Consider the following 26,755-nt stretch of genomic DNA (forward strand, 5'->3'; position numbering starts at 1 on the left):
CGCCCCGGGCGGAGGTCAGTCCTCGTACCCCTCCGCCACCCGCCGCTCCCGCAGTTCCATGATCGCCCGGCGGCGGGCCAGGCGGTGGGTGCGGCGGATCTGGGCCTCCTGGTAGCGCCGCTTGTCCTTCTCGGTCTCGGGCAGCACCGGTGGCACCGTGCGCGGCTTGCCGTCGGCGTCCACGGCCGCGAAGACCAGGTAGGCCGAGCCGACCTGGGTGGCCGGGGTGGACTCGTTCCAGCGCTCGGCCAGGACCCGGACACCCACCTCCATGGAACTGCGGCCGGTCCAGTTGACCTGGGCCTTCACATGGACGAGGTCGCCGACGCGGACCGGTTCGAGGAACGCCATCTCGTCCATGGACGCGGTGACGGCGGGTCCGCCGGAGTGCCGTCCGGCCACGGCGCCCGCCGCGTCGTCGACGAGCTTCATGATCACACCGCCGTGCACCGTGCCCAGAAGGTTGGTGTCGCTGTGCGTCATGATGTGACTGAGGGTGGTGCGGGACGCCGAGGTCGGCTTGCCCGGGATCTCCGGGGCCGTCGACTGCGCGGCCGAGGCCTGTTCTGCCTGGTCTGTCATGGCCTCCACCTTATGCCGGGGCCACACCGGCGTGATTTTGTGTCGGGTTCGCAACAGCACTGCCCTGATTTTCCGACATACCTTGTAACGCCCACAGGGCGGCCCTGCACACTGGTGCGCATGAATGATTGGCCCGAGGGATGGTCCGGTGACAACCGCGGCAGCGGCTACGGGCGCGGCAGCGCGAGCGCCCGGCCCGAGAGCGCACGTGTGATGCGTCAGGTCCGCCGCGGCGCGACACCGCCGCCCGGCCCGGGCCCGTCGGCCCCGCCGTACGGCGCCGGGGTGCCCCAGCAGCCGTCGTACACCGACGGCCAGGGGCACGGCGGCGACGGGTACGACAGCGGCTACAACACCGGTCAGGTCTACGGCGGCGGCGGTGGCCAGGGACCCGGCCGCCAGGCACCGGGCCGGCCCGCGCCGAACTGGCGCCGCCGGATCAAGTGGACCGCGATCACGGTGGTGACCGTGCTGGTCGTCACCACCGTCGGCACCTACTTCTGGGCCGACTCCAAGCTCAACCGCGACGTCGACCTGTCCAAGGTCATCGAGCGGCCCGCGGCCGGCGAGGGCACGAACTACCTCATCGTCGGTTCCGACAGCCGCGAGGGCATGTCCAAGGACCAGATGAACGACCTGCACACCGGCTACGCCGAGGGCAAGCGCACCGACTCGATGATGATCCTGCACACCGGGGACAACGGGTCGACGCTGATCTCCCTGCCCCGCGACTCGGACGTGGAGATCCCGAGCTTCGTCGGTTCCGAGTCCGGCAAGAAGTACCCGGGCACGGGCCGGCACACCAAGCTGAACGCCGCCTACGCCGAGGACGGCCCCGAGCTGCTGGTGCGCACCGTCGAGCACAACACCGGGCTGCGCCTGGACCACTACGTGGAGATCGGCTTCGGCGGCTTCGCGAACATCGTGGACGCGGTCGGCGGCGTCGAGATCGACATCCCGCAGGACATCAAGGACAAGAAGTCCGGCGCCGACCTCAAGAAGGGCAAGCAGACCCTGGACGGCCAGGAGGCCCTCGCCTTCGTCCGCACCCGGTACGCGCTGGCCGGCTCCGACCTGGACCGCACCAAGAACCAGCAGAAGTTCCTGTCGGCGCTGGCGAGCCAGGTGGCCACCCCGTCGACGGTCCTCAACCCGTTCAAGCTGTACCCGACCATGGGTGCCGGCCTGGACTCCCTCATCGTCGACAAGGACATGGGCCTGTTCGACCTGGCGAGCATGTTCTGGGCGATGAAGAGCGTCAGCGGCGGCGAGGGCACCTCGATGAACATGCCGATCTCGGGCAGCGTCGGCGGGAACCTCAAGTGGGACGACGCGAAGGTGAAGAAGCTCGTCGAGGAACTCAAGAACGACGAGAAGGTCACCGTCTCCGGCAACAACTGAACCGGGGCGCGCCGCTGAGTCACGCGGCGCGCCTCACTCCTTGCCGCAGACCACCTCGTCGCCCCGCACGACCGTGCCCGACTCCTGCGGCGGGTCGGCCGGCCGCACCTTCGCCACCTTCTCGAAGTCGGCGCCCGCGATCACCTTCAGCGTCGCGCCCTGCCCCTTGACCGGCTTCAGTTCGCTGCCCGGCAGCGCGGCGGCCAGTGACTTCGCCGACTGGTCCCAGCGCGGGTCGTAGGCGACGACGGTCCGCTCGACCCCCCGGTCCTTGGCGTTCCGCGGTGCTTTGGTGGTGCGGAACCCGGTCGCGGCCAGCGCGTCGTCCACCCGCTTGCCGAGCCCGGAGGTGCGGGTGCCGTTCTCCACCTGGACGCGGATCTGCTTCGGGTCCACCGGGACCCGCACCGGCGCCGGACCCTTCGGCCTCGGCTTCGGCGCGGCCAGCGGCTTGTCCTCGCGCAGGGCGTCGAAGAGCCGTTCCGACTTCGCCGGGTCCCACTTCAGGGTCGAACCGACGCCCTTGACGGCGTAGCCCATCTGCCCGATCGGCACGGTGGTGAACTCGGAGGACGACGGAGAGAAGTTCCGCATCGCCCGTCCGAGCGTCAGCAGCTCGTCGGTGCCGAAGCCCTGGTCGGCCCGGACCGAGCCGAGCACGGCCCGGGTGACGTCGCGGAACTTCAGCGGGTTCAGCAGGATCCCCGAGGAGGTCGCCCGGTCGATCAGGGCGGCCAGGAAGCGCTGCTGGCGCTTCATCCGGCTCAGGTCCGAGGCGCCGTCGAGGTGGCGGGCGCGCACGTACTGCAGCGCCTGCCCGCCCATCAGGGTGTGCGAGCCGGCCGGCAGGTCGAGTCCCGTGTAGCTGTCCTTGAGTGGCTGGACCGTGCAGATCTCCACACCGCCGAGGACGTCCACGGTCTTCATGAAGCTGGTGAAGTCGACCTCCAGATAGTGGTCGATCTTCACGCGGGTCATGTTCTCCACGGTGCGGATCGTCAGCTGCGGGCCGCCCTCGGCATAGGCCGCGTTCAGCTTGAGCGGGTGCCCCTTGTGGTGCTTGCCGGTGGTGCGGTCGGTGTGGCCGGGTGTCTCGGCGTACGAGTCGCGCGGCAGGCTGACCACGCTCGCGCGCTCCCGGTCCTCCGAGATGTGCACGATCATGATCGTGTCGGTGCAGTGGCAGGGGGCGCCGCCCAGGCGGTACTTGCGCCGCTCCTCCTCGGTGATCTCGTCCCGGCCGTCGGTGCCGACCATCAGGACGTTCATGCCGTCGCCCGCCCGCGGCCGGTTCTTCATGTCCTTGAACGCGTCGAACCGCGAGATGTCCGAGTCCAGACTCGAGAGCACCGCGTGCCCGATCCCGGCGGAGGCGAGCACCACCACCGACAGCGCGGTCACCGCCCGCATGGCCCAGCGCGGCTTCTTCCGCCGTACGGGGGGCCTCGGCCCACGCCCGGACGGCCGGGGTCCGCCGCGCTGCGGCGGGGGGCCGCCCCGGTTGGTCGAGGCCGGGACCCGGGACGAGCGGGGCGGCGTGGGCAAGGGGACACCTCCGCGGGGACGGGCCCTGGGCGTGGACCGTGCGGCCGGACATGGGAGTGACGCGGGATTCGTGAGCACCGTAGGCCCATACGATCTGCTGCCCGGGGCTGTGGCCCCGCGGCACGCACCCGTGTCCCCCGTTCGCGGTAACGCGAGCGCCGATGAACGGCAGGTCCGGCGTGCGGCCGCCCGCCGCTTCCGCGATCATGCCCGGCCGGCCGGACACGGGCGTCGCCGGTACCCGGTGACGGCCGTCAGGACCAGGTGAACGCCGGGTTCACGTGCATGCAGGCGCTGTCGTCCGCGCCGTTGAGGGCCTCGGCCGACTCGGGGGTCCGGTCGTCGCTCTCGGGCGCCCGGTACGCCGTGTCCTCGCGCCAGTCGGCCCCCACGACGAGTGTGACGCCGGAGACGTCCGTCGACCGCCGCACCGAACTCGCGGGGATTCCGAGGGACTTGGCGACGCGCCGGGCGTCGCCCTCCAGGTCGGCGCTCGGGTAGCGGATCACCGTACGGTCCTCGCTCGGCAGCACCGACGGGTCCGCGACCGCCTTCGTGAAGCCCCGCTCCACCAGGAGCCCGGTGACCGTGTTCGCGCGTCCGGGGGCCGTGCCCAGTGCGTCGGTGCGGGTGCCGTTGCGGACCTGCACCGCGATCTCGTCGTCGGGTGCGGCCGGGTCGGCCGGGAGCTCCGGCTCCGCGTCGGGCTTCTTCTTCGCGTCCTTGCCGTCCAGCGCGATGTCCTCGCGCACCAGCCGGAACAGCTGCTCCGCGTCCTCGGTCGGCTCGACGCGGGCGCCGACGTACCGGTTGGGCATCGTGGTCATGGTGATGCGCTCGGGCTTCACCGTGCGCAGCTCGTTGCTGAGGTCGTACAGCTTCTTGACGGAGTCCAGGCCCGGGTCGACGGTGAGCGCCGCGGTGGCCTCCTCGGCGAGCCTGCGCAGCTTGTTCGGGCTGCTGAGGGTCGCGTTCTCGCGCAGTACCCGGACCATCGAGTTCAGGTACATGTGCTGGGCCTTGGCCCGCGCCAGGTCGCTGCCGTCCTCGAAGCCGTACCGGGTACGCAGCCACTGCAGGGCCTGCTCGCCCTTGACCGGGTGCGTGCCCTTCGCCAGCTTCAGACCGGAGCCGTGGCCCCCGCTGTCGCGCGAGTGGATGTTGGCGTCCACGCAGACCGGGACGCCGCCGACGGCGTCGGCCATCGAGACCACGCCCGCGAAGTCGACCATCACGAAGTGGTCGATGTGGATGCCGGTCAGCTCCTGCCAGGTGGCCACCGTGCAGCCCGGGCCGCCGTGGCCGAGGCTCTGGTTGGTCATCACCCGGCCCTCGCTCGCCGGGTAGACCTCGCCGTCGTCCGGGTCGGTGCACCTGGGTATCTCCAGCAGGGTGTCGCGCGGCATGCTGACCACCGACATGTTGCTGCGGTCGGCGGACAGGTGCACCAGCATCTGCACGTCCGCCAGCGGCGTGGAGCCGAACGTCTCGCGGGCGCCGCCCAGTTGCTGGTTCTCCTCGCTGTCCCGGGCGTCCGAGCCGATGACGAGGATGTTCAGCGGGGTCTGCCCGGCCGCGTTCGGTGTCGGCGCGGCGACCTTGCTGTCGCCCAGGTTCAGGGCGTCCTGCTTGATGTTGTCGTTGAGGTGCTCGTAGTAGAGGTAACCCGCCCCGGCCGTGCCGGCCAGGACCACGGCGAGCACCACCGCGGTCCAGCGCAGGACCCGCCGGCGCCTGCGCGGACGGGGGGCTTCGTCCTGGGTGTCGTCGACACCGTCGTCGTCGACACCGTTGTCGTCGTCCCCCCGGACGGTCTCCGCACGCTCGGGGGCGTCTGCCGCGCCCTCGTCCGTGTCCTCCCCCTGCACACTGCTCCGCGTCACGTCCGCGTCCCTCCCCACCCCCGGGCCACCGCGTGGGCCCGTCGCCGCCCTGTGAGACGTACGACAGGCCCCTCAGGTCAACTGGCGCACAGCTTCTGGTCGGCCGTGGACTCGGTGTCCAGGTCCGGCTTCTTGACGGAGCCGTCGAGTTTGACGCCCGCGCCCTTGAAGTCCTTGCCGAGGGTGAGGGTCATGGTGGGCAGGCCCTGGGAGTTGGTGACGCTCTCGCCGGGCTTCATGGCGGCGCCGGACAGGCCGAGGATCTCGGCCAGGGCGCGGGCCTGGTCGGCCTGGTCGGGGGCGTACTCCAGGGTGGTCCTGGCGATGTCGGCGGGGGCGTTGCCCGCGTTCTCGGACTTGGAGACCCCGGCCTGGGTCTGGAGGTAGGCCAGTTCCTGCTGGGCGCTGCCGGTGGGGGCGCCGCCGTTCATGACGCGGACCCGGACCTCGCCGGGCTCGGACTTCTCGCCCTTGAGCCGGGCGGCGACGGCGGCCTTCTCCTTCTTTTTCTTCTGCTCGACCTCGGTGAAGGAGATGTCGTTCTTGATCATGTCGAAGACCTGGGGGCCCTTGGCCTCGTTCACGACCACCGTCGCCTTGACCTTCTCGGCGGGGTTGTCGATCACCGGCACCGTGGTGAAGGTGATGTTCTTCGTCGGCACCTTCTTCAGCTCCAGGGCGATGTCCTTGAGCGTGCCCACCTTGCCGATGGCCTTGTCCACGGTCAGGGCCTCGGTCGCGGCCTCGGCGAGTTTCACCAGCTTGGTGGGGCTGGTGAGGGTGTCGCCGGAGGCCATCTTGCGCATCAGCGAGCCCAGGAACTGCTGCTGCACCTTGATGCGGTCCAGGTCGCCCTCGTTGCCGAAGGCGTGCCGGGTGCGGACGAAGGCCAGGGCCTGCTCGCCCTCGACCTTGGACTCGCCCGCGGGCAGCTTGAGATGGGACTTCGGGTCGTCCACGGCGTGCTCCACGCACACGTCGACCCCGTCGACCGCGGTGGTCAGCGTCTTGACCGCGTTGAAGTCGGCCATCATGAAGTGGTCCGGCTTGATGCCGGTCGTCTCCGCCACCGTGCGCATCGTGCAGCCCGCGTCCCGGCCGAAGTCGCCGAGGCTCTGGTTGAAGCGGACGTCGGAGGTACCGGGGATGACCTTCTTCGTCCCGTCCTCCTGCGTCGTCTCGCAGTCGGGGATGTCGACGATCAGGTCGCGGGGGATGCTGAGCGCCGTGGCGTTGGAGCGGTCCTCGGCGACGTGCAGCAGGATGTTGGTGTCCGCGTGTCCGGCGCTGCCCTTGTCGCCGTAGCCCTCGTTGCCCTCACCGGTGCGCTTGTCGGTGCCGATGATGAGGATGTTGAAGGCCTCGTCCTTCTTGAAGCTGCTGCTTCCGGCGGTGCCCACGTCCGTCGTCGAGACGTTGCCCTCAAGGTGCTTGAGGTAGACGTAGCCGCCCACACCGGCCACCAGGACGACGAAGGCCATGCTGCCGCCGGTCCACAGCAGGACCCTCTTGCCCCGGGACTTCTTCTTCTCCGGCCGGCGTCCGCGCCGCCCGGGCACCGGCGCCTCGGGCTCGGGACGCCGCCGCCGCTGGGGCGGCACCTCACGGCCCGGAGCGCTTGTACGGCGCCCCGCCGTACGGGGGCCTTCCGCGCGGGGCCCCGGGACGGACGACTCCGGTGCGGAGGGGGACAGTCGCAGTTCGTATTCACCGGTCCGCGGATTCAGCACCCACTGGTCTGCGGGATCGACGTCGTCTGCCCGCCCACGTCCTTGCGCGTCCACGGTCTCCCAATCCTCCGTCGGGGGCCACGCGGCACCTTCCTCTGAAGGTGCCCGGTAAAGAGTCAACAAGTGCACGACGCCAGGGCGGACCTCGCGGCAGGGGGCACCGGAGCGCTCACACTATCCGCCCGGTTCGGCGTCGAACGACTCTGGTGTCACGATCGTCACTCCTACAACAGGGCATTCCCTCCTATTTTCGTGAACTCCTACCATCGGTAGGGCTTGTAGACGTCCATGCACTTGCTGGTGTCCGAGCCGTTGATGGCGTCGCTGGTCTCCGGCAGGTCTCCTGCCTCGGGCGTCTTCTGCTTCGGATAGGACGTCCCCTCGCGCCAGTCAGCTCCCACGACGAGAGTGATCCCGGACACGTCCGTGGACTTGCGCACCGCGTTCGCGGGGATTCCCAGCGCCTCGGCGACGCGCCGCGCGTCGCCCGCCAACTCCTCGCTCGGGTACCGGACTACGGTCCGCTCCTCGGAGAGCGCCGCCGAGGTGTCCTTGACCGCCTTGGCGAAGCCCTTGTCCACCAGCGTCCCGGCGATGTCACCGGCCCGGCCGGTGACCGGGCCGAGGGTGGCCGAGCGGGTGGCGTTCTGGACGAGGACGCCGATCTCGGAGTCGGCGGCGGGCTCGTCGGAGGGCTGCCCGGCGTCGCCCTGCGCGGCGTCGTCTCCGGCGGCGTCCTTGCCGTCGCCCGTGCCCGTGCCCTTCTTCTCCTTCGTGCCCTTGTCGTCGAAGGACACGTCGTCGCGGAGCATCGCCCACATCTTGTCGGCGTCGGGGGCCGGAAGCAGGTGGTTCTCGTCCTCGGGGTCCTCGACGGTGGGGATCGTCGTCATGGTGAGGCGGTCCGTGGGCACCGTCTTGAGCTGCATGCCCAGGTCGTACAGCTTCTTCACGGTGCCGATCTCCTCGGAGACCGTCAGCGACTTCGTGGCGGCCTCGGCCAGGTCCATCAGCCTGCCCGCGTCCGTGAAGACGTTCTGGCTCTTCAGCGTGCGGATCATCGAGTTCATGTACATGTGCTGGGCCCGGGCCCGCAGCGGATCGCTGCCCCAGGCGTGCCGGGTGCGCAGCCACTGCAGCGCCTGCTCGCCCTCGACCTTCTTCCGGCCGGCCGTCATCTTCAGGCCGGAGCCGCCGGGCACGCCGGGCAGCGGGCGGTCCCAGACGTTCTGGTTCACGCAGACCTCGACGCCGCCGATGGCGTCCGCCATCGACACCACGCCCGCGAAGTCGATCGTCATCCAGTGGTCGATGTAGACCCCGGTGAGGTTCTCCCAGGTGGCCAGGGTGCAGCCGGCGCCGCCGCGGGCCAGCGAGGTGTTGATGATGGCGTTGGTCGCCGGGAACTTCTCCCCGCTGTCGGGGTCCTTGCAGGCCGGGATGTCGACCCGGGTGTCCCGGGGGATGCTCACCACCGAGGCGCTCTTGCGGTCGGCGGACAGGTGGATCAGCATCTGCACGTCGGCCAGCGGCGGGTTGTCGCGGTGGTTCTTGCCGCCGCCCAGCGCCACGTTGGCGGCGGAGGCGCGGCTGTCGGAGCCGAGCAGCAGGATGTTCATCGGCGTCTGTCCGGCCGCGTTCGGCTCGGCCTTGTGCGCCTTGGAGTCGCCGCTGCTGCGCTCGCCCTTGTCGATGTTGCCGTTCAGGTGCTGGTAGTAGAGGTATCCGGCGCCGGCCGTGCCGAGTATCAGCACCGCGAGGGTCGTCGCGGACCAGCGCAACGCCCGGTGCCGGCGCCCTCCCGCGCGCCGCCGCCCGGAGCGTCTGCCGTTGCCGCCGTTGCCGCCCGAGCCGTCCTGTCCGCTCGTTCCCGCCCCGCCGTCGTCACGGCCGCTGCGTCCGGCTCGCCTGCCGCGGGCGTGCCGGACCGTGTCGGGTCGCGTTCCCTCCCCGCGCACACTGCTCTGCGTCATGCCTCTCCCACCCTCGGACCCGCGACCGTGCTCCCGCACGCGACCTGTTCGCACAGTTGGACGTACGAAGCCTCGCGTTGGCTGTACGACGCCCGGTGGTTTGTTCGCGGTTGGACCGGTCGACCGATGGACTGTCGTACTGTCAGACGCGTGTGGGGCCCCTCAGGTCACTTCGCGCACTCGACCTTGTCCGCCGTGGACTTCTGGAGGTCCTCCGGCGCCTTCGCGGAGGTGGCGTCGAGTTTGACGCCCGCGCCCTTGAAGTCCTTGCCGAGGGTGAGGGTCATGGCGGGCAGGCCCTGGGAGTTGGTGACGCTCTCGCCGGGCTTCATGGCGGCGCCGGACAGGCCGAGGATCTCGGCCAGGGCGCGGGCCTGGTCGGCCTGGTCGGGGGCGTACTCCAGGGTGGTCCTGGCGATGTCGGCGGGGGCGTTGCCCGCGTTCTCGGACTTGGTGACGCCCGCCTCGTTCTGGAGGTAGGTCAGCTCCCGCCCCGCGCTGCCGGACGAGGCGCCGCCGTTGAGGACGCGGACGCGGACCTCGGAGGGCTCGGACTTCTCGCCCTCGAGGCGGGCGGCGACCGCGGCGTCCTCCTTGTCCTTCTTCTCCTTCTCCTTCTTCTTGACCTCGGTGAAGGAGACGTCGTTCTTGACCATGTCGAAGACCTGCTGGGCGGGGCCGTCCTTGAGGACGACGGTCACTGGTGTCTTCTCGGCCGGGTTGTCCTTCACCGGGACCGTGGCGAAGGTGAGGTTCTTGGTGTCGAGCTTGCCCAGCTCCAGACCGAGGTCCTTGAGCTTGCCGATGCTCTTCAGCTTGGCGTCGACGGTCAGCGCATCGGTGCCCGCCTCGGCCAGCTTCACCATCTTCGTCGGGCTGGTGAGCGTGTCGTTGGACTTCAGCTTGCGCATCAGCGAGCTGAGGAACTGCTGCTGGAGCTCGATACGGCTCAGGTCGCCGCCGAAACCGACGGAGTGCCGGGTGCGGACGAAGGCGAGTGCCTCCTCGCCCTCGACGGTGTGCTTGCCCGCCGGCAGGTTCAGGTGCGAGTCGGGGTCGTCGATGTCCTTCGCCAGACAGACCTCGACCCCGCCGACCGCCGAGGAGAGGGTCTTGACCGCGTTGAAGTCGGCCACCATGAAGTTGTCGGGCGTGACGCCGGTCAGCTCGGTGACGGTCCGCATGGTGCAGCTGGGCGTACGGCCGCTCTGGCCGAGGCTGGTGTTGAAGCGGACGCCGGTGGAGCCCGGGATGACCTTCGTGCTCCCGTCCTCCTGCGTGGTCGGGCAGTCGGGGACGTCGACGATCAGATCGCGCGGGATGCTGAGAGCGGTCGCGTTGGAGCGGTCCTTGGAGACGTGCAGCAGGAGCGTGGTGTCGGCGTGGCCCGCGCTGCCCTTGTCGCCGTAGCCGTCGTTGCCGGAGCCGGTGCGCTTGTCGGTGCCGATCAGCAGGATGTTGATCGCCTGGTCCTTCTGGAACCCGCCGGTGCTCGCGCCGTCGTCGGGGAGGGACTCGATGTTGTCGTTGAGGTGCTGCAGGTAGAGGTATCCGGCGGCGCCGACGGCGAGGACGACGAACGCCATCGTGCCGCCGGTCCACAGCAGGATCTTCTTGCCCCTCGACTTCTTCTTCGCCGGCCGTCGGCGGTCGCGTCGGCCGGGCGGCGGCGGCTCCTCGGGCGTCGCGCGGCGTCTGCGGGGCGCGGGAACCTCGGGGGCGGGTGCGGGGGTGGCCCGGCGGGACCTCGGGACGGGTGACTGCGGTGCGGAAGGGGGCAGTCGCAGTTCGTAGTCACCGGTGTCCGGATTGAGTACCCACTGGTCTGCGGGGTCGATGTCCTCCGCCCGCCCACGGCCTTGCGCGTCCACGGTTGTCCGAATCCTCCGTCGGGGCCACGCGGCGCCCTCCCCTCCGGGCGCCCGGTCTCGCTCACGTCAGTTCAGTGCGTGGCCGGGGCAGAAGTCCGCGGCCGGGCACACCGGATCGCTCACACTAACCGCCCTCTTCGCCGCAGGGCGACGGCAGTGACGTATTCCACGAACCTTACAACTGGGCAATCCGGCGCATTTCTCGGACAATTGTCCGCGCGTTCGCGCCCGCCTTGCGTGCGGGTGGCTCCTTCTTGGAATGCGCTTTACTCGCAGACGTCCTCGTCGGCGGTGTTCCCGCTGAACGTGGGCGCCGGGGAATCGGCGGCACGGGGTTCACCGGAATTCGCCGTACCGCCCGTCGCGTCCGTCGCGTCCCGTCGGGAAGCCGTGACCGTCACGGGCTCGTCCGTCCGCAGGCGGGTGAACAGCTTCTCCGCGGCGGGCTGCACGAGCTGGTCCCGATTGGCGTCGCCGGAGTAGGACTCCCGGGGGACGGTCAGGAATTGCACGCGCTCGGTGGGAATCCCGCGCAGCCCGCGCACAAGGTCGTACAAATCGCGCAGACTCGCCAGACCCGGATCCGTGGTGAGCGACGACGTGGCGGCGTCCAGAACGGGATACAGCTTCACCGGATTCAGCAGCACGTCATTGCTCTGCACCTTGCTCACAAGCGCTCCCAGAAAACGCTGCTGCCGGTCCATCCGGTCGGTGTCGCTGCCGTCGCCGAGCGACTTCCGCGCCCGGACGTACCCGAGCGCCTGCTCCCCGTCGAGCGTCACCCGGCCCGCGGGCAGTTTCAGCTTGGCGTCCTTGTCGTCGACCGGCTTTCGCAGGCACACCTCGACACCGTCGAGCGCGTCGACCATCTCCTTGAAACCCTCGAAGTCGACGACCACGTGGTGGTCGATCCGGATGCCGGTCAGCTTCTCCACCGTACGGATCGAGCATGCCGAACCGCCTGCGGCGAAGGCGTAGTTGAACTGCTGGAGCGCCGGTTCGGTGAGGGACCCGTCCGGGCGGTGGCAGCCGGGGACGTGCACCATCAGGTCGCGGGGGAGGGAGACGGCGGTGACGCTGTCCCGGCCCGCGGCCAGGTGCAGCAGGATCGTGGTGTCCGACCGCTCGGTCCCGGAGTCCCGCCCGTAGCGCGCGTTGCCGTCCCCGGACCGCGAGTCCGACCCGATCAGCAGGACGTTCTGCGCGCCGCGCACCAGCGAGGTGGGCCGCTCCTTCTCGTACCGGGCGAGTTCGGCCGCGGCCGCCTCGTCCGCGGTGATGTTGCCGCTCAGCTTGGCGTACACCGCCCATCCGACGCCCACCGCGCCCCCGGCCAGCGCGACGACCACGACCCCGGCGATCCCCAGCCGCCGCCTGCGCCGCCGCCGCTTCAGTCCGATCCCGCTCGCGGACGCCCCGTCCCCCGGACCCCCGCCGGGGCCCGCCGTGCCCGCGTCCTCGCCCACGCCTGCCTCCGTCCACACCCGCACGCTGGTACGACCATGCCCCGACCAGCCCCGAAGGACAGAACGCAGGTAGGCCGAACGGGGGGCACCCCCCCGGCAACCTGCGGGCACGCAAGGCGCCCACCCGCAACCTGCGGGCAGGTAAGGCACCCGCCCCGCCCCGCAACCTGCGGGCAGTCGTGCCGCTGGGGCGGCACGGGTGGGCGCAGGCGGCGCCCCGTCAGCGCCGGGCCGCGCATCCCACCCCGCGCCGACACCGACGCCGAGCACCGGCCGGCACCGGTCACCGACTCGCCGGCGTCACCTCAACGCCGGTCCACCAACCACCCGGCGGAAACTCACCGCGCCGTCGCCGAAACCCGCTCCGCCTCGATCCGCTGATCCACCACACCCGCCCCCGCCAGCTCCAGATTCCGGCACAGCACCACCGACCCCCCACTCGCGAGCGGCCCGTACAACCCCGCGCTCAACCCCTCCCACGTGTCGTACGGCAACCCCGACAGAATCCGCACCCCCGGCCCCGTGAGCCCCAGCCCCGACGCCTCCGCCCGAGCCCGCTCCACGACCTCCGCCCCGCTGAACTCCCGCCCCGCCACGATCAGCGCCGGCGCCTCCGGGTCCACCGGCGCGTACGGCACGAACCGGTCCCCCTGCCCCGGCACCTCCACCGCGTAATCGGCGAAGCCCTCCGGCGGCGCCGGCGCGAACCGACCCCCCAGCGGCCGCAACGCCAGCGCGATCCGCGCGCCCGAGCACGCCCGCGCCGCCTCCAGCGACTCCGGCTCCGGCCCGCTCACGACCACGTCCGCCGCCCCCGGATCACCCGCCACGTCGGCGACGACACCCACCGACGCGCACGCCAGCAGCCACACCGCCGTCTGCCAGTGCGCGGGCAGCAGCAGCGCCACCCGGTCGCCGGGTTCGACGGAGAGCTCGTCCTGGAGGAGGTTGGCGGTCTTGGCCACCCAATTGGCGAAGGTGGCCACGGACAGTTCGACGCGTTCGCCCGTGGCGTCGTCGTAGAAGGTCACCAGGGGGCGTCCCGGGTCCGCGGCGAGCGCGGAACTCAGCAGGTCGGCAGGGGTGCGGTCGGTCGCGTTCACCCGCGCAAGCGTACGCGGGACGGGCAACGCGCAGCGAGCGCACGGCTGACCGCGCCACCACCGGATCGGACCAAGGCACCCTACGGCCCGTCAGATCCCAAATGGACATATTTGTAAGACCATGTCCAGTATCAGGGGCATGCGTGGATTCCTAGCTTCCTCGACCGGCGTCACGTGCGCGGCGGCCCTGGCCCTCCCGCTCGCCCCGCCCGCGGCAGCCGCCACCTCCTCGGCCCCACCCGCGACGAGTTCGACCGCACGGCCCGGGGCGTACGCCCCCGGCGGCACCCAGTCCCTGCCCCTCGCCCCCCTCGCCCGCGACCGTGCACCCGGGACACCCGGTGCGGCCGAACAGGGCCTGCGACGCTCGGACGTACGGCACTTCTCGCTCGTCGGCGTCGTCTGGGACAGCCCCGCCATCGAACTCCACGGCCGCGTAGAGGTCCGTACCCGTGCCACCGCCACCGGCACCTGGTCCGGCTGGCAGGAACTGGAGCCCCACAACGCCGACCACGCCGCCGACCCGGGCACCCCGGAGAGCGCCTCGGGCCGTGTCCGCGGCGCCACCGCACCGCTGTGGGTGGGCGAGTCCGACGGCGTCGAGGTCCGGGTACGGGCCGGGCACGAGCCCGGTACCGCCCGGTCCGCCTCGCCGCTGCCCGCCGGACTCCGCCTCGAACTCGTCGACCCCGGCGAGGGCACCCCGCCGCCGACGAACCGCGCACGGACCCAGACGGAACCGTCCGTGCTCCCCGCACTTCCCGCGCGGCGGAAGGCCGGGCCGCACATCGGCCCCCGCCCGGGCATCACCACGCGCCGCGGCTGGGGTGCCGACGAGAAGCTGCGCGAAAAGGGGTTCGTGTACACGAAGAAGGTCAAGACGGCCTTCGTGCACCACTCGGCCACCGGCAACAACTACCGCTGCTCGCAGGCGCCGTCGGTCATCCGCGGTATCTACCGCTACCACGTCCGCAGCACGGGCTGGCGCGACCTCGGCTACAACTTCCTCGTCGACAAGTGCGGACACATCTACGAGGGCCGGGCCGGAGGCGTGTCCAAGCCGGTGCTGGGCGCCCACACCCTGGGGTTCAACTCCAACAGCATGGGAATCGCGGTGCTCGGCACGTACAGCTCGAAGAAGCCGTCGTCGGCCGCGCTGAAGGCGATCGCCCGGCTCACCGCGTGGAAGGTCGGGCTCTACGGCATGAATCCGCGCGGGAAGACATACCTGAAGTCCGGGGGTGGCAACCTCTACCGAAAGGGCAAGAAGGTACGACTGAACGTCATCTCCGGTCACCGCGACGGCTTCGCCACGAACTGCCCCGGCACGAAGCTCTACGCCAGGCTCGGCACGGCCCGTGCCAAGGCGGCGCAGTACCAGGGCCGCTGAGGGCGGGCGCCGCGCGGTCGTCGAAGGCACCGTGGAACGGTCTGCATACACTGGCCCGCCGAAGGACAGTTCGGCCGGTCCCGGCAGGAAGCAGAGACGACAGGTGACAGAAGCGATCCTCCTGGTCGGCGGCAAGGGCACGCGGCTGCGCCCGCTCACGGTGAACACGCCCAAGCCCATGGTCCGGGCTGCCGGAGTGCCCTTCCTCACGCACCAGCTGGCACGGGCCAAGGCGGCCGGCGTCGAGCACATCGTGCTCGCGACGAGCTACCTGGCCGAGGTGTTCGAGCCGTACTTCGGCGACGGCTCGGCGCTGGGCCTGCACATCGAGTACGTCACGGAGGAGGAACCGCTCGGCACCGGCGGCGCGATCCGCAACGTGGCGTCCCGGCTGCACTCGGGCCCTGAAGAGCCGGTGCTGATCTTCAACGGCGACATCCTGACGGGCCTGGACATCGACGCGCTGGTCCGCACCCACGAGACGACGGGCGCGGACGTCTCCCTGCACCTGACGCAGGTGACCGACCCGAGGGCGTACGGGCTGGTCCCCACGGACGACACGGGCCGAGTGCTCGCCTTCCTGGAGAAGCCCCAGACCCCCGAGGAGATCGTCACCGACCAGATCAACGCGGGGGCGTACGTCTTCCGCCGCTCCGTCATCGACACGATCCCGGCGGGCCGCCCGGTCTCGGTCGAACGCGAGACCTTCCCGGAACTCCTCGCCACCGGCGCGCACCTCCAGGGCATGGTCGACTCCACGTACTGGCTGGACCTGGGCACCCCGGCGGCCTTCGTCCGCGGCTCGGCCGACCTGGTCCTGGGCCGCGCCCCGTCCCCGGCCGTACCGGGCCGCTGCGGCGACCGCCTCGTCCTGCCCACGGCACGGGTCGCGCCCGACGCCAAGCTGGCCGGCGGCACAGTGGTCGGCGAGGGCGCCTTCGTGGCGGAGGGGGCCCGTGTCTTCGGCAGCACGATCCTGCCGGGCGCCGTCATCGAGCCGGGGGCCGACATCACCGACTCCCTCATCGGCACCCGCGCCCGCATCGGCACCCGCTCGGTCCTCGCCGACACGGTCATCGGCGACGGCGCGGTCATCGGCGCCGACAACGAACTCCGCTCCGGCGCCCGAATCTGGTGCAACGCCCACATCCCCCCGGCATCCCTCCGCTTCTCCCCGGACGCGTAATCTCCTGAAAGCTGGGGTCAGTCGCGTGCCGCCGCCACTGCGGGCAGTCGTGCCGCTGGGGCGGCACGGGTGGGCGGTGGGGGTACCTCCCAGGCCGTTCAGGCACTGGGGGAGGCACCCCGCCACGCCGGGCTGCGCACCCACCCGCCGCCCACACCCACCCCGGCGCCAAGACAACGCCGGACCACCTACAGCCGCTCAATCCCCCGCGGAGCCATCCGCGGCGCCCGCCTCCCCGGCGCCCGCCCACTCAGCAACACCAACCGAGCCGCCCGATGCCGCTGCCCCGCATACGGCTCGAGCAACCGCAGCATCTCCGCGTCGTCCGCATACCGGTCCCCACCCAGCGCGAACCCCACGATCCCCGGCAGATGCAGATCCCCCACCGTCACCGCGTCCGCCGCCCCATGACTGCGCTGCACCGTCTCCGCCGACGTCCACGGCCCCACCCCCGGCAGCACCTCCAGCCGTTCCCGCGCCGCCGCCGGCTCCATCCCCGCCGCCTCCTCCAGCCGCGCGGCGACCCGTACCGCCCGCAGGATCGTGGACGCCCGCTTGTCGTCCACCCCCGCCAGATGCCACTCCCAGGACGGGATCAGCGCCCACGTCCGCGCCGCAGGCATCACACACATCCGTCCGGGCGCGGGCCCCGGCGCCGGCTCCCCGAACCTCCGCACGAGCAGCCGCCACGCCTGGTACGCCTCCAGCGTCGTGACCTTCTGCTCCAGGATCGACGGGATCAACGACTCCAGCACCAGCCCGGTCCGCGTCAGCCGCAGCCCCGGCCGCCGATGGGCCGTGACCGCCAGCAGCCGGTGCCGTGGCACGAACGCGGACGGGTCGTCCTCGGCGCCCAGCATCCGCGGCAACTGCTCCAGCAGCCACTCGGCCCCCGGCCCCCATGCCTCGCCCCGTACCTCGGCGCCGCGCGCGGTGACCCGCAGCGTGCCAGGCCCGGCGGGCGTCCGGCAGGCCCGCCACACCGACCCGTCCGGCATCGTCCGGAACGTCGGATCGCCCGGCCCGCGGCGCAGCGGCCCGAGCACCAGCCCCAGATCCAGCGGCCCGTCCGGCACCCACACCCGCACCGTGCCCGGCGCGGCGGCCTGCCGGGGTATGGCGGCCGAGGGCACGACGGTCTCCCCGCCGCGCACCGTGGCGCGCGTGGGGCGGGGAGCGAAGCGTCCTGCCACGAGAGAGATCCTTGGGAGGAAGAGGGGTGAGCCTCTGGGAAGAGGGGTGAGCCTCTACGAGGGTAGGGGCTCGGGGGAGGAGACTCACCGCACCTCGATGAACGCCTCCGCGTCCCGCTCCGGCCGGGCCTTCGGCTCCTCGGCGGGATGGCCGACCGCCACCGCCCCCATCGGGTCCCAGTCGCCCGGCAGCCCCAGCACCTCCCGCACCACGTCCCGGCAGAACATCGTCGAGGACACCCACGCGGAGCCCAGCCGCTCCCCGGCGAGCGCGACGAGCAGGTTCTGCACCCCCGCGCCGGTGGCGACCACGAACATCTCCCGCTCGGCCCCGTCGCGGCGCTCGTCCCCGTAGGTGTGCGAGCCGTCCATGACCAGGCAGGGGACGACGAGGTAGGGCGCGTTGCGCAGGACGTCACCGCGCCGCACGCGCTTGGCGACGGACTCCTCGCTCTTGCCGTCGCGCCGCAGGTCCGCGATCCACGCGTCGCGCATCGCGTCGAGGAGCCGGGTGCGGGACTCCCCGGACTCCAGGAGCACGAACCGCCACGGCGTCGTGTGGTGCGGCGCCGGCGCGGTCACGGCCGCGGCCACCGCCCGCCGTACGGCACCGGGATCGACCGGCTCGTCCGTGAAGGCCCGCACCGTACGACGCTGGGTGACCGCCTGGCGTACCGCCTCCGAGGTGCCGAGGCGGAACATGTCGTCGCGCGCGCCGCGCACCATCGCCCGCGCGCCCTCGCCGTCGTCCTCGCTCTCGGCGACGACCACCTGTGGCAGCCCGCGCAGGACGGCCACGGGCAGGCCCGCGGCCTTGCCCTTGACCAGGTCGCCCGCGGCGGCCAGCTCGTCCGCGGTGGCGACGACGGTGGCGCCGAGCGGATTGCCGTGCGCGTCCGTGCCGCCGCGCAGGTCGTCGAGGACGCGGACGCCCGCGGCACCGATCGCCACGTCCGTGAGCCCGGCCCGCCAGGGGCGCCCGAAGGTGTCGGTGACGATGACGCCGACGTCCACGCCGAGCGTGTCGCGGAGTCCCTCGCGGATGCCGCGCGCGGAGGCGTCGGGGTCCTCGGGGAGCAGCAGCACGGTCCCGGCCGGGGTGTTGGAGGCGTCGACGCCCGCCGCCGCCATGACCAGGCCCTGGCGGTTCTCGACGATGCGCAGCGGGCCGCGCCGGGCCACCACCCGTACGGTCTCCGCGTCGATCGCGGCCTCCCGGTCGGCGGCCTCGACGACCCGGCCCTCGGCCTTGGACACGATCTTGGACGTGACGAGCAGCACGTCCCCGTCGGCCAGCGCGGGCTCGGCGGCCGCGATCAGCTTGGCCAGGTCGTCGCCGGGCCGCACCTCGGGCAGACCGGGCAGTGCCCACACCCGGTACCCGCCGCGGTAGCCGTCCCCGCGGCCGGGAGCGTCGTCGCGCGTCTCGTCGCTCATGCCTCCCGCACCTCCTCCGCCAGCGTCAGCGCCTCCCGGGCCATCTGCGCCGTCGCGTCGAGGTCGGTCATCATCAGCGGTACGGCGCGGCAGAGGACGCCGGCGGCCTTGACCCGGGTGACGGCGTCCGCGTCGACCGTGTCGACCAGCCAGCCGTCGAGCAGGCCCGAGCCGTAGTGCTCGGCGACCGCGGCGGCCGTGGACTCCACGCCGACCGCGGCGAGCACCTTGTCGGCCATCCCGCGCACGGGCGCGTCGCCGACGATGGGGGAGAGGCCCACCACCGGCACCCCGGCGTCGGCGATCGCCTCGCGGATGCCGGGTACGGCGAGGATCGTGCCGATGGAGACGACCGGGTTGGAGGGCGGGAAGAGGATCACGTCCGCCTCCCCGATGGCCTCCAGGACGCCGGGGGCCGGCTTGGCCTGCTCGGCGCCGACCGGCACGACCGCCTCGGCGGGGACGGAGGCGCGCAGGCGCACCCAGTACTCCTGGAAGTGGACCGCCTTGCGCTCCCCGTCCAGCTCGACCGCGACATGCGTCTCCACGCGGTCGTCGGTCATCGGGATCAGGCGAACACCGGGCTTCCAGCGGTCGCACAGCGCCTCGGTCACCGCACTCAGCGGAAAGCCCGCGGTGATCATCTGCGTCCGCACGATGTGCGTGGCGAAGTCGCGGTCGCCTAGGCCGAACCACTCGGGGCCGACGCCGTACGCCGCCAGTTCCTCCTTGAGGTGGAAGGTCTCGTCGGCCCGGCCCCAGCCCTGCTCCTCGTTGATGCCGCCGCCGAGCGTGTACATCACCGTGTCGAGGTCCGGGCAGACCTTCAGCCCGAAGAGGTGGATGTCGTCCCCGGTGTTGCCGATGACCGTGATGTCCGCGTCCGGCGCGGCCTGCCTGAGACCACGCAGGAACCGGGCACCACCGATGCCGCCTGCCAGAACCACAATGCGCATGGCCCCAGTCTTGCAGGCGGGTACGACAGTGCGTCAGCCAGTCGTCACCGCGCCAGCCGGTCGTTACCGCGTCAGCCGGTCGTCACCGCGGCGGGCGAGCACTGCGGGGAGTGCATGGGCATCTCGGTCAGGCCCGGGGAGTAGACGTGCAGGCTGACCGCCGGCTCCAGCGCGTCGTTGACCACCTCGTGCACGTACCCCGGCGCGAACACGCGCTGCGTACCGGGGTCCAACGCGCGCGTGCCGCGCTCCGTGTGCTCGGTGAGGGTGCCTTCAAGCACCGTCCACACGCCGGAGGAGGGGCCGTGGTCGTGGCGTCCGCTGCCCTGACCCGGCACCCACGACAGCAGCCAGACCTCGTACCCGGGGCCGGTGCGCAGCCGGTGGTACCAGCGGGTCGTCGCGTCGTACCGGACGAGGTGCCCCCACTCGGAGCGGTCGGCGGCGACGGAGCGGAGCAGACCGGCGAACTCGGCGACGGTGGCCGGGTGCTCGCGCGGAGCCTGCAGCAGGTGGGGGACTTCGAGGATGTCGCCGGCGATCTGGAGGTCGCTGTCGCTGTTCATGGGTGCGGTGGTTCCTCAACGGAAGAGTGCGGCTGAGCGGAGCGATGACGAGGCGCGCCCCGGTGGGGCGGGAAGGAGCAGTCGAGTCGCGTGGGACTCGGGGACAGCCGGAGCGCGGTTGGCTCAACAGCTGGAACAGCGGCAACAGCTACAGCGAGCGCGGGCAGCACCGTGGGACCCGGCGATGCGGGTCGAGGCGAGCGCCAAGTTCGCGAGCATGCCCCCAAGGACAGCGGTTCACACAGGCACTGTCAACTCGATGACCGTTATGTGGGACATGTTTCACCTCATCCGGTTGATCGTCCTGCCGAAAGGTTTGCTCAGACGGCTACCGGGACACATGGCGCACAAGCCGGGCGCACAACCCCCGTTGCGATCCCGTGATCCGAATGTGATCAGGTTCGCTTCGGCGCGTGTATCGGAACGGGATCGAACGCCGGGGCGTCCTTCCTGGTGCGGGTGTGAATCGGGACGGGTATCCCGGTGGGCCTCATTGGTATGTCAAGGTTTATGGCGATTTGAACACTTACTGCATGGGCTTGGTTCCGCAGAGTGAATAAGGGGCCCAATAGCAGATCTCGGCTTGACTCGCCCGGAGCAGCACACTTGTAATTTCACTCGTGTCGTTCAGCCGGAATCGGTAACGGCTAGATCACGGGGACGCGAAAGACAGACGAGGGGCGCACATGACCGAGCTGGTGCAGCAACTGCTGGTCGACGACGCGGACGAGGAACTCGGCTGGCAGGAGCGCGCACTGTGCGCCCAGACCGACCCCGAGTCCTTCTTCCCCGAGAAGGGCGGCTCCACCCGCGAGGCCAAGAAGGTCTGCCTCGCCTGTGAGGTCCGCTCCGAATGCCTCGAGTACGCCCTTGCCAACGACGAGCGCTTCGGCATCTGGGGCGGCCTGTCCGAGAGGGAACGCCGCCGCCTCAAGAAGGCCGCGGTCTGAAAGCGCCGCCCGACGCAGCGGCAGAAACGGCCCGAACAGCGAGAACGGCCCGTCGCAGGTGGGTTGTCCACAGGCGGCGGGCCCTCTTGCTGCCCAGCCGATAGTGTGGGCGCTCGTCCGAGACGCCCCGCCACCCTCAACGGGCACGGGCGTCCACCGCAGTCCACCGAACCGGGGCCCGTACCTCGATGTCCGTGCAGAGTCACTCGGCAGCCCAGCAAGACCTCGCTGCCGCACCTGAGTTCCCGCGTCACGTGGTGACCGCGGTCCTCGTCGCCCACGACGGAGCCCGCTGGCTGCCCGACGCGCTCGCCGGGCTGCTGGGCCAGGAGCGCCCCGTCCAGTACGCCGTGGCCGCCGACACCGGCAGCGCCGACGACTCCTCCCGGCTCGTCGCCGAAGCCCTCGGCGACGACCGCGTGCTCCACCTCGCCCGGCGCACCGGCTTCGGCCAGGCCGTCGAGGAGGCCGCCCGCACCGCCCCCGTCCTCACCCCCGAGGACCTGCCGTACCTGAGGCGGCCCAGCGGCTGGGACCCCGTCACCCGCTCCTGGCGCGACGACGCCTACGACATGCCGGAGCTTCCCCACGGAGAGCCCGTCCAGTGGCTGTGGCTGCTGCACGACGACTGCGCCCCCGAACCCGACGCCCTCGCCCAGCTGCTGCGCGTCGTGGACACCGAGTACGAACTCGGCCGCGACGACGTAGCCGTCGTCGGCCCCAAACTGCGCGGCTGGTACGACCGCAGGCAGTTGCTGGAGGTCGGCGTCTCCATCGCCAACTCCGGCCGCCGCTGGACCGGCCTGGACCGTCGCGAGCAGGACCAGGGCCAGCACGACCACGTCAGGACCGTGCTGTCGGTGTCCACCGCCGGCATGCTGATCCGGCGCGACGTCTTCGAGCGGCTCGGCGGCTTCGACCGTCGGCTGCCCCTGATGCGCGACGACGTCGACCTGTGCTGGCGCGCGCACGCCGCCGGACTGCGCGTCCTCGTCGCCCCGGAGGCGGTCGTCCGCCACGCCGAGGCGGCCTCGCGCGAACGCCGCGCCGTCGACTGCGCGGGGCGCACCACCGCCTCACCGCACAAGGTGGACAAGGCCGGTGCCGTCCACACCCTCCTGGTCAACGTCCGCACCGCCGTCCTGCCGTGGGTGCTGCTGCGCGTCGTCCTCGGCACACTGCTGCGCACCGTCGCCTACCTCGTCGGCAAGGTCCCCGGTCAGGCCCTCGACGAGATCCGGGGCCTGCTCGGCGTCCTGCTGCGGCCCGAGCGGATCGTCGCGGGCCGACGCGAACGCGGCCGCCCGCAGGTCGAGAAGGACGAACTGCGGCCCCTGTTCCCGCCCCCGGGCGCGACCGTCCGGGCCACCGTCGAGCAGGTCGCGGGCGACCTGTTCGGCAGCTCCGACGCCGAGGCAGCCGCGGGCGCCGGCCGGCACGGCGGCGGCATCGAGTCCGGACCGGGCGGCGACGACGCCGACTTCCTGGAGATCGAGCAGTTCGCCCGCCTCAAGCGCATCGCCCGCAAGCCCGGACCGGTGCTCTTCCTGGTGCTGCTGCTCGTCTCGCTGGCCGCCTGCCGCGCGCTCCTCGGCGGTGGCGCCCTGGCGGGCGGCGCGCTGCTGCCCGCACCGGCCGGCGCCGGTGAGCTGTGGTCGCGGTACGCGGACGCCTGGCACACGGTCGGCACCGGCGGCACCGCCTCCGCACCGCCCTACCTGGCGATCGTCGCCACCGTCGCGTCCCTGCTGCTCGGCTCCACCGGACTCGCCGTCACCCTGCTGATGGTCTGCTCGGTGCCCCTGGCCGGTGCCACCGCGTACTTCGCCTCCCGCCCGCTGGTCCCGTCCCGGCTGCTGCGCGCCTGGGCCGCCGTCGCCTACGCCTTCCTGCCCGCCGCCACCGGCGCGCTCGCCGGCGGCCGCATCGGCACCGCCGTCCTCGCCGTCCTGCTGCCGCTCATCGCGCGCGCGGGCGTCGCGGCGGCCGGCCTGTCGGGCTCCTCCGGCGCCCGCGGCAGCTGGCGCGCCACCTGGGCGTACGCCCTGCTCCTCACCGTCACCACCGCCTTCACGCCCGTCGTGTGGCCCGTCGCGCTGGTCCTCGGCATCGGGGTGCTCGCCCTGCGCCGCGGCGAGATCACGGCGTACGGGCCGCGCTTCCTCGCCCAGCTCGGCACCCCGCTGCTGCTGCTCGCCCCCTGGTCGTTGTCGCTGCTGCCGTTCGGCTTCTTCGACGAGGCCGGACTCGGGTACGGCTCCTCGGCCGCCTCCGCCCTCGACCTGCTCGGCGCCAGCCCCGGCGGCCCCGGCACGGTGGGCGGGCTGCTCCTCCTCGGCATCGTGCTGGCCGCGCTGGCCGCCCTGCTGCGCTCCGAGCGGCAGTTGGGCGTCCGCACCGCCTGGGCCGTCGCCCTGGTCGCCCTGGTCTTCTCGGTGCTGTCCAACCGCTCCGCCTGGGCCGGCCCCGCCACCCTCGTCTACGGCATCGCCCTGCTGTCCGCCGCGACCCTCGGCGCCGACGGGGCGCGCTTCCGCGTCGCCGAGCAGAGCTTCGGCTGGCGCCAGCCGGTCGCCGCCCTGATCGCCCTCGCCTCGGCCCTCGGCCCGCTGATCGCCGCCGCCGGCTGGATGTTCGGCGGCGCCGACGGGCCCGTCGAGCGCCGCGATCCCGTGCAGGTGCCCGCGTTCGTCGCCGAGGAGAGCCACACCCGCGACCAGGCCCGCACTCTCGTCCTGGACAGCGACTCCGCCGCGCACGTGGGCTACATGCTGGTCCGCGGCTCCGGCGCCCGCCTCGGCGACGGCGAACTGGCCTCCGGCGACGGCGGGAACAGCACGCTGGACAAGGTCGTCGCCAACCTCGTGGCCGGCTCCGGCGCCGACCAGGCCGACCAGCTCGGCGGGTTCGCCGTGCGCTACGTGCTCGTGCACAAGGGCGCCCCCCGCGAGGTCACCCGCGTCCTGGACGCCACGCCCGGCCTGAGCAGGCTCAGCCAGCAGGACGGCAGCGGGCTGTGGCGGGTTGACCAGGAGGTCGCGCGCGCGACCATCGTGGCCGACGGCAAGACCGGTGCCGGGAAGTCCGGTGGCGGCGCGCCCGAGCCCGTGGCCGCCGGACCCGTGGAGATCCACACCGACATCGAGGCGGGCGCCGACGGCCGGGTGCTGCGCCTCGCCGACACCGCCGCCGAGGGCTGGACGGCCACCCTGGACGGCAAGCCGCTGGCCCGCACCACGGTCGACGGCTGGGCCCAGGGCTTCGAACTCCCCGCCTCCGGCGGCCGGCTGGACGTCACCTACGACGACCCGTTCACGCACACGGCCTGGCTGTGGGCCCAGGGGCTCCTCGCCGTCGTCCTGGTCGTCCTCGCCCTGCCCGGCAGGCGCCGCGACGTCGACGACGACCTGCCCGACGAGGCGCTCGTCCCCGCCCAGCCCGTCGAGGGCGAAGGACGCCGGGCCCGGCGACTGCGGGCCCAGGCCGAGGCCGAAGCGGAGGCCGGTGCCGGGGCCTTCGCGGAGGCGGAGCCGGGCCCCGAGGCAGCCGGTGACACCGCCGAGGTGCCCGAGCCACCCGTCCAGGCCCCCGTGCCGGTCCCGCAGCAGCAGGCGTACGGCGAATGGGACGCGACGGGCTACACCGGCGCCGGTTACGGCTCCTACGACGGCGGCTACGGCGGTGAGCAGTACCAGGGCGCCCAGCAGTACGACCCGGGCGCGTACGGACAGCAGTCGTACCAGGCGGCGGACCCGTACCAGGCGGACGCCTACCAGGGCGGTCACGGCGGCGACGGCGGCCAGGGCGTGCAGTACGGGGCGGGCCAGTACGACCCCTACGCCTACGGCGGCCCGACGCAGGCTCAGGAGGGCGGGTACGACCCCGCCTACGACCAGGCGTACGGACAGGGCGGATACGACACGCCGTACGACCCTTCCCAGCCCCAGCAGCCCCAGCAGCCCCAGCAGCCCCACGGCACGGGCAGTGAGCGTCCCGACGGGAGCCAGCAGTGAAGCGCACGACCCTGTCCCTGATCGCCGGTGCGACGGCGCTCGCCGCCGTCACCGGGTTCGCGGCGGTGTCCGCCCCGGACGGCTCCGGCACGGACACGGCCGCACCGGCCGCCCGGCTGCCCGTGGAGCGCACCAGCCTGCTGTGCCCGGCGCCCAGCACCTCCGACCTGGCCGAGAGCGCGTACACGTCCTTCACTCCCGTCACGAAGGGCGCGGACGAGAAGGGCAGCGCGGAACTCGCGACGGCGGAGCCGGCCGAAGACGCCGGGAAGGACCAGAAGGACCAGAAGAACGAGAAGCCGGTCGTCCAGCCGAAGGCGCCCGGCACTCCCGTCGCCGGGAAGGCCACCGGCGCCGACACCCCCGCGCTCATCGGCACCGCCGAGGGAAGCAGCGCGCCCGGCTGGACGGTCCAGCAGACGACGGAGGTCGCCGCCGGGACGGGCCGGGGCCTGCAGGGCGTCAACTGCACCGCACCGGACACGGAGTTCTGGTTCCCGGGTGCCAGCACGGCGACCGGCCGCACCGACTACGTGCACCTGACGAACCCCGACGACTCGGCGGCCGTCGTCGACATCGAGCTGTACGGCAAGGACGGAGCCCTCAAGTCCACGGTGGGGGAGGGCGTCACGGTGCCGCCGCACGGCAGTGAGTCCCTCCTGCTGTCCACGCTCAGCGACGTGAAGCAGACCGACCTGACCGTGCACGTCGGCGTGCGCAGCGGGCGGCTCGGCGCCGCGGTGCAGGCCCTGGACGACAAGACCGGCGGCGACTGGCTGACCGCGGCCGCGGACCCGGCGGGCGACCTCGTACTGCCGGGCATCCCGAAGGACGCCACCGCCGTACGCCTGGTGCTGTTCACGCCCGGCGGCACGGACGCCGACCTGAAGGTGCGGCTCGCCTCGCCGTCCGGGCTGATCACGCCCGCCGGCCATGAGACGGTGCACGTCAAGGCGGGTATGACGACCGGCGTCGACCTCGGCGAGGTCACCCGCGGCGAGGCGGGTTCGCTGGTGCTGACGCCGACGGACGGGGCCGTGCCGGTCGTGGCCGCGGTCCGGGTCGTGCGGGGCAAGGGCGACGAGCAGGAGTCGGCGTTCATCCCGGCCTCCGACCCGGTCGGGGCGCGCGCGACTGTCGCGGACAACCGCGCCAAGAGCACCACGCTGGCCCTCTCCGCGCCCGGCAAGGCGGCGAAGGTCAAGGTCACGGCGTCGGCGGGCACCGAGGGCGGCACGAGCGCGACCAAGACGTACACGGTGAAGGCGGGCACGACCCAGAACGTCGACGCACCGGTTCCCGCCGGACTCAAGGGTTCCTACGCGCTGACCGTCGAGACCGTCTCGGGCGGCCCCGTCCACGCGTCCCGCACCCTGACGGGTTCGGACGACGACGTGGCGGCCTTCACCGTCCAGACCCTCCCCGACGACCGGGGCACCGTCTCGGTGCCGAACGCGGACGAGGACCTGTCGGTGCTGCAGAAATAGCAGAAATAGCGGCGGCGGGGGGC

General features: G+C 72.2%; 18 protein-coding genes. 6 read left to right on the forward strand and 12 right to left on the reverse strand.

Going from position 1 to position 26,755, the window contains the following annotated elements:
- Nucleotides 1–15: 15 nt before the first annotated feature.
- Complete coding sequence (locus ACZ7MF_RS39240; RefSeq protein ID WP_030873063.1) at nt 16–582, reverse strand: acyl-CoA thioesterase; 567 nt, start codon at nt 580–582, stop codon at nt 16–18.
- Nucleotides 583–702: 120 nt separating this feature from the next.
- Between ACZ7MF_RS39240 and ACZ7MF_RS39245 the strand changes: the two genes are divergently transcribed.
- Nucleotides 703–1,983, forward strand: coding sequence for an LCP family protein (locus ACZ7MF_RS39245; RefSeq protein ID WP_471482982.1), 1,281 nt, complete (start codon nt 703–705; stop codon nt 1,981–1,983).
- Nucleotides 1,984–2,016: 33 nt separating this feature from the next.
- Here ACZ7MF_RS39245 and ACZ7MF_RS39250 read toward each other — a convergent pair whose 3' ends face one another.
- The 7 genes from ACZ7MF_RS39250 to ACZ7MF_RS39280 all read right to left on the reverse strand — a co-directional run bounded on the left by ACZ7MF_RS39250 (nt 2,017) and on the right by ACZ7MF_RS39280 (nt 13,554).
- A complete protein-coding gene (locus tag ACZ7MF_RS39250; RefSeq protein ID WP_471482983.1) occupies nt 2,017–3,528 on the reverse strand; it encodes an LCP family protein in 1,512 nt (503 codons plus the stop codon).
- Between the two features lie 254 nt (nt 3,529–3,782).
- Complete coding sequence (locus ACZ7MF_RS39255) at nt 3,783–5,411, reverse strand: LCP family protein (RefSeq protein WP_471482984.1); 1,629 nt, start codon at nt 5,409–5,411, stop codon at nt 3,783–3,785.
- Between the two features lie 77 nt (nt 5,412–5,488).
- Nucleotides 5,489–7,195 (reverse strand): LCP family protein, encoded by a 1,707-nt coding sequence (locus ACZ7MF_RS39260; RefSeq protein ID WP_471482986.1) that lies wholly within the window; start codon nt 7,193–7,195, stop codon nt 5,489–5,491.
- Nucleotides 7,196–7,401: 206 nt separating this feature from the next.
- A complete protein-coding gene (locus tag ACZ7MF_RS39265) occupies nt 7,402–9,114 on the reverse strand; it encodes an LCP family protein (RefSeq protein WP_471482988.1) in 1,713 nt (570 codons plus the stop codon).
- Nucleotides 9,115–9,281: 167 nt separating this feature from the next.
- Nucleotides 9,282–10,985: an LCP family protein gene (locus ACZ7MF_RS39270; RefSeq protein ID WP_471482990.1), complete on the reverse strand. Its 1,704-nt coding sequence runs from the start codon at nt 10,983–10,985 to the stop codon at nt 9,282–9,284.
- A gap of 266 nt (nt 10,986–11,251) precedes the next feature.
- Complete coding sequence (locus tag ACZ7MF_RS39275; protein WP_471482992.1) at nt 11,252–12,451, reverse strand: LCP family protein; 1,200 nt, start codon at nt 12,449–12,451, stop codon at nt 11,252–11,254.
- Between the two features lie 338 nt (nt 12,452–12,789).
- Complete coding sequence (locus tag ACZ7MF_RS39280; protein WP_356859436.1) at nt 12,790–13,554, reverse strand: TIGR03089 family protein; 765 nt, start codon at nt 13,552–13,554, stop codon at nt 12,790–12,792.
- Nucleotides 13,555–13,693: 139 nt separating this feature from the next.
- Here ACZ7MF_RS39280 and ACZ7MF_RS39285 point away from each other — a divergent pair, with 139 nt between their 5' ends.
- Together ACZ7MF_RS39285 and manB are read left to right on the forward strand one after the other, a co-directional pair.
- Nucleotides 13,694–14,944, forward strand: coding sequence for a peptidoglycan recognition protein family protein (locus ACZ7MF_RS39285; protein WP_471482994.1), 1,251 nt, complete (start codon nt 13,694–13,696; stop codon nt 14,942–14,944).
- 103 nt (nt 14,945–15,047) lie between these two features.
- Nucleotides 15,048–16,130 (forward strand): mannose-1-phosphate guanylyltransferase, encoded by a 1,083-nt coding sequence (gene manB / locus ACZ7MF_RS39290; protein WP_471482995.1) that lies wholly within the window; start codon nt 15,048–15,050, stop codon nt 16,128–16,130.
- Between the two features lie 188 nt (nt 16,131–16,318).
- Here the strand turns inward: manB and ACZ7MF_RS39295 are convergent, their stop codons facing one another.
- The 4 genes from ACZ7MF_RS39295 to ACZ7MF_RS39310 all read right to left on the reverse strand — a co-directional run bounded on the left by ACZ7MF_RS39295 (nt 16,319) and on the right by ACZ7MF_RS39310 (nt 20,282).
- Nucleotides 16,319–17,323 (reverse strand): DNA-3-methyladenine glycosylase family protein, encoded by a 1,005-nt coding sequence (locus tag ACZ7MF_RS39295; protein WP_471482997.1) that lies wholly within the window; start codon nt 17,321–17,323, stop codon nt 16,319–16,321.
- A gap of 84 nt (nt 17,324–17,407) precedes the next feature.
- Nucleotides 17,408–18,760 carry a coenzyme F420-0:L-glutamate ligase gene (locus ACZ7MF_RS39300; protein ID WP_471482998.1) on the reverse strand — a complete coding sequence of 451 codons (1,353 nt, stop codon included), beginning with the start codon at nt 18,758–18,760 and terminating at the stop codon, nt 17,408–17,410.
- Nucleotides 18,757–19,716 carry a 2-phospho-L-lactate transferase gene (cofD, locus tag ACZ7MF_RS39305; RefSeq protein ID WP_471482999.1) on the reverse strand — a complete coding sequence of 320 codons (960 nt, stop codon included), beginning with the start codon at nt 19,714–19,716 and terminating at the stop codon, nt 18,757–18,759. The genes ACZ7MF_RS39300 and cofD overlap by 4 nt, the downstream gene beginning before the upstream one ends.
- Nucleotides 19,717–19,787: 71 nt before the next feature.
- The gene (locus ACZ7MF_RS39310) at nt 19,788–20,282 is read right to left on the reverse strand and encodes a cysteine dioxygenase (RefSeq protein ID WP_471483001.1); all 495 of its coding nucleotides are present in this window, start codon (nt 20,280–20,282) and stop codon (nt 19,788–19,790) included.
- Between the two features lie 686 nt (nt 20,283–20,968).
- On the opposite strand from ACZ7MF_RS39310, the gene ACZ7MF_RS39315 reads away from it, so the two are divergent.
- The 3 genes from ACZ7MF_RS39315 (at nt 20,969) to ACZ7MF_RS39325 (ending at nt 26,732) form a co-directional block, all read left to right on the forward strand.
- Entirely contained in the window at nt 20,969–21,232 is a 264-nt protein-coding gene (locus ACZ7MF_RS39315; protein ID WP_003975777.1) for a WhiB family transcriptional regulator, read from the forward strand.
- A 188-nt stretch (nt 21,233–21,420) separates the two neighbouring features.
- Nucleotides 21,421–25,245 carry a glycosyltransferase gene (locus tag ACZ7MF_RS39320; protein WP_471483003.1) on the forward strand — a complete coding sequence of 1,275 codons (3,825 nt, stop codon included), beginning with the start codon at nt 21,421–21,423 and terminating at the stop codon, nt 25,243–25,245.
- A complete protein-coding gene (locus tag ACZ7MF_RS39325) occupies nt 25,242–26,732 on the forward strand; it encodes a DUF5719 family protein (protein WP_471483005.1) in 1,491 nt (496 codons plus the stop codon). Before ACZ7MF_RS39320 ends, ACZ7MF_RS39325 begins: the two co-directional genes overlap by 4 nt.
- The last annotated feature ends 23 nt before the right edge of the window (nt 26,733–26,755 follow it).

It is taken from the genome of Streptomyces sp. NPDC111628 (genome assembly GCF_055635195.1).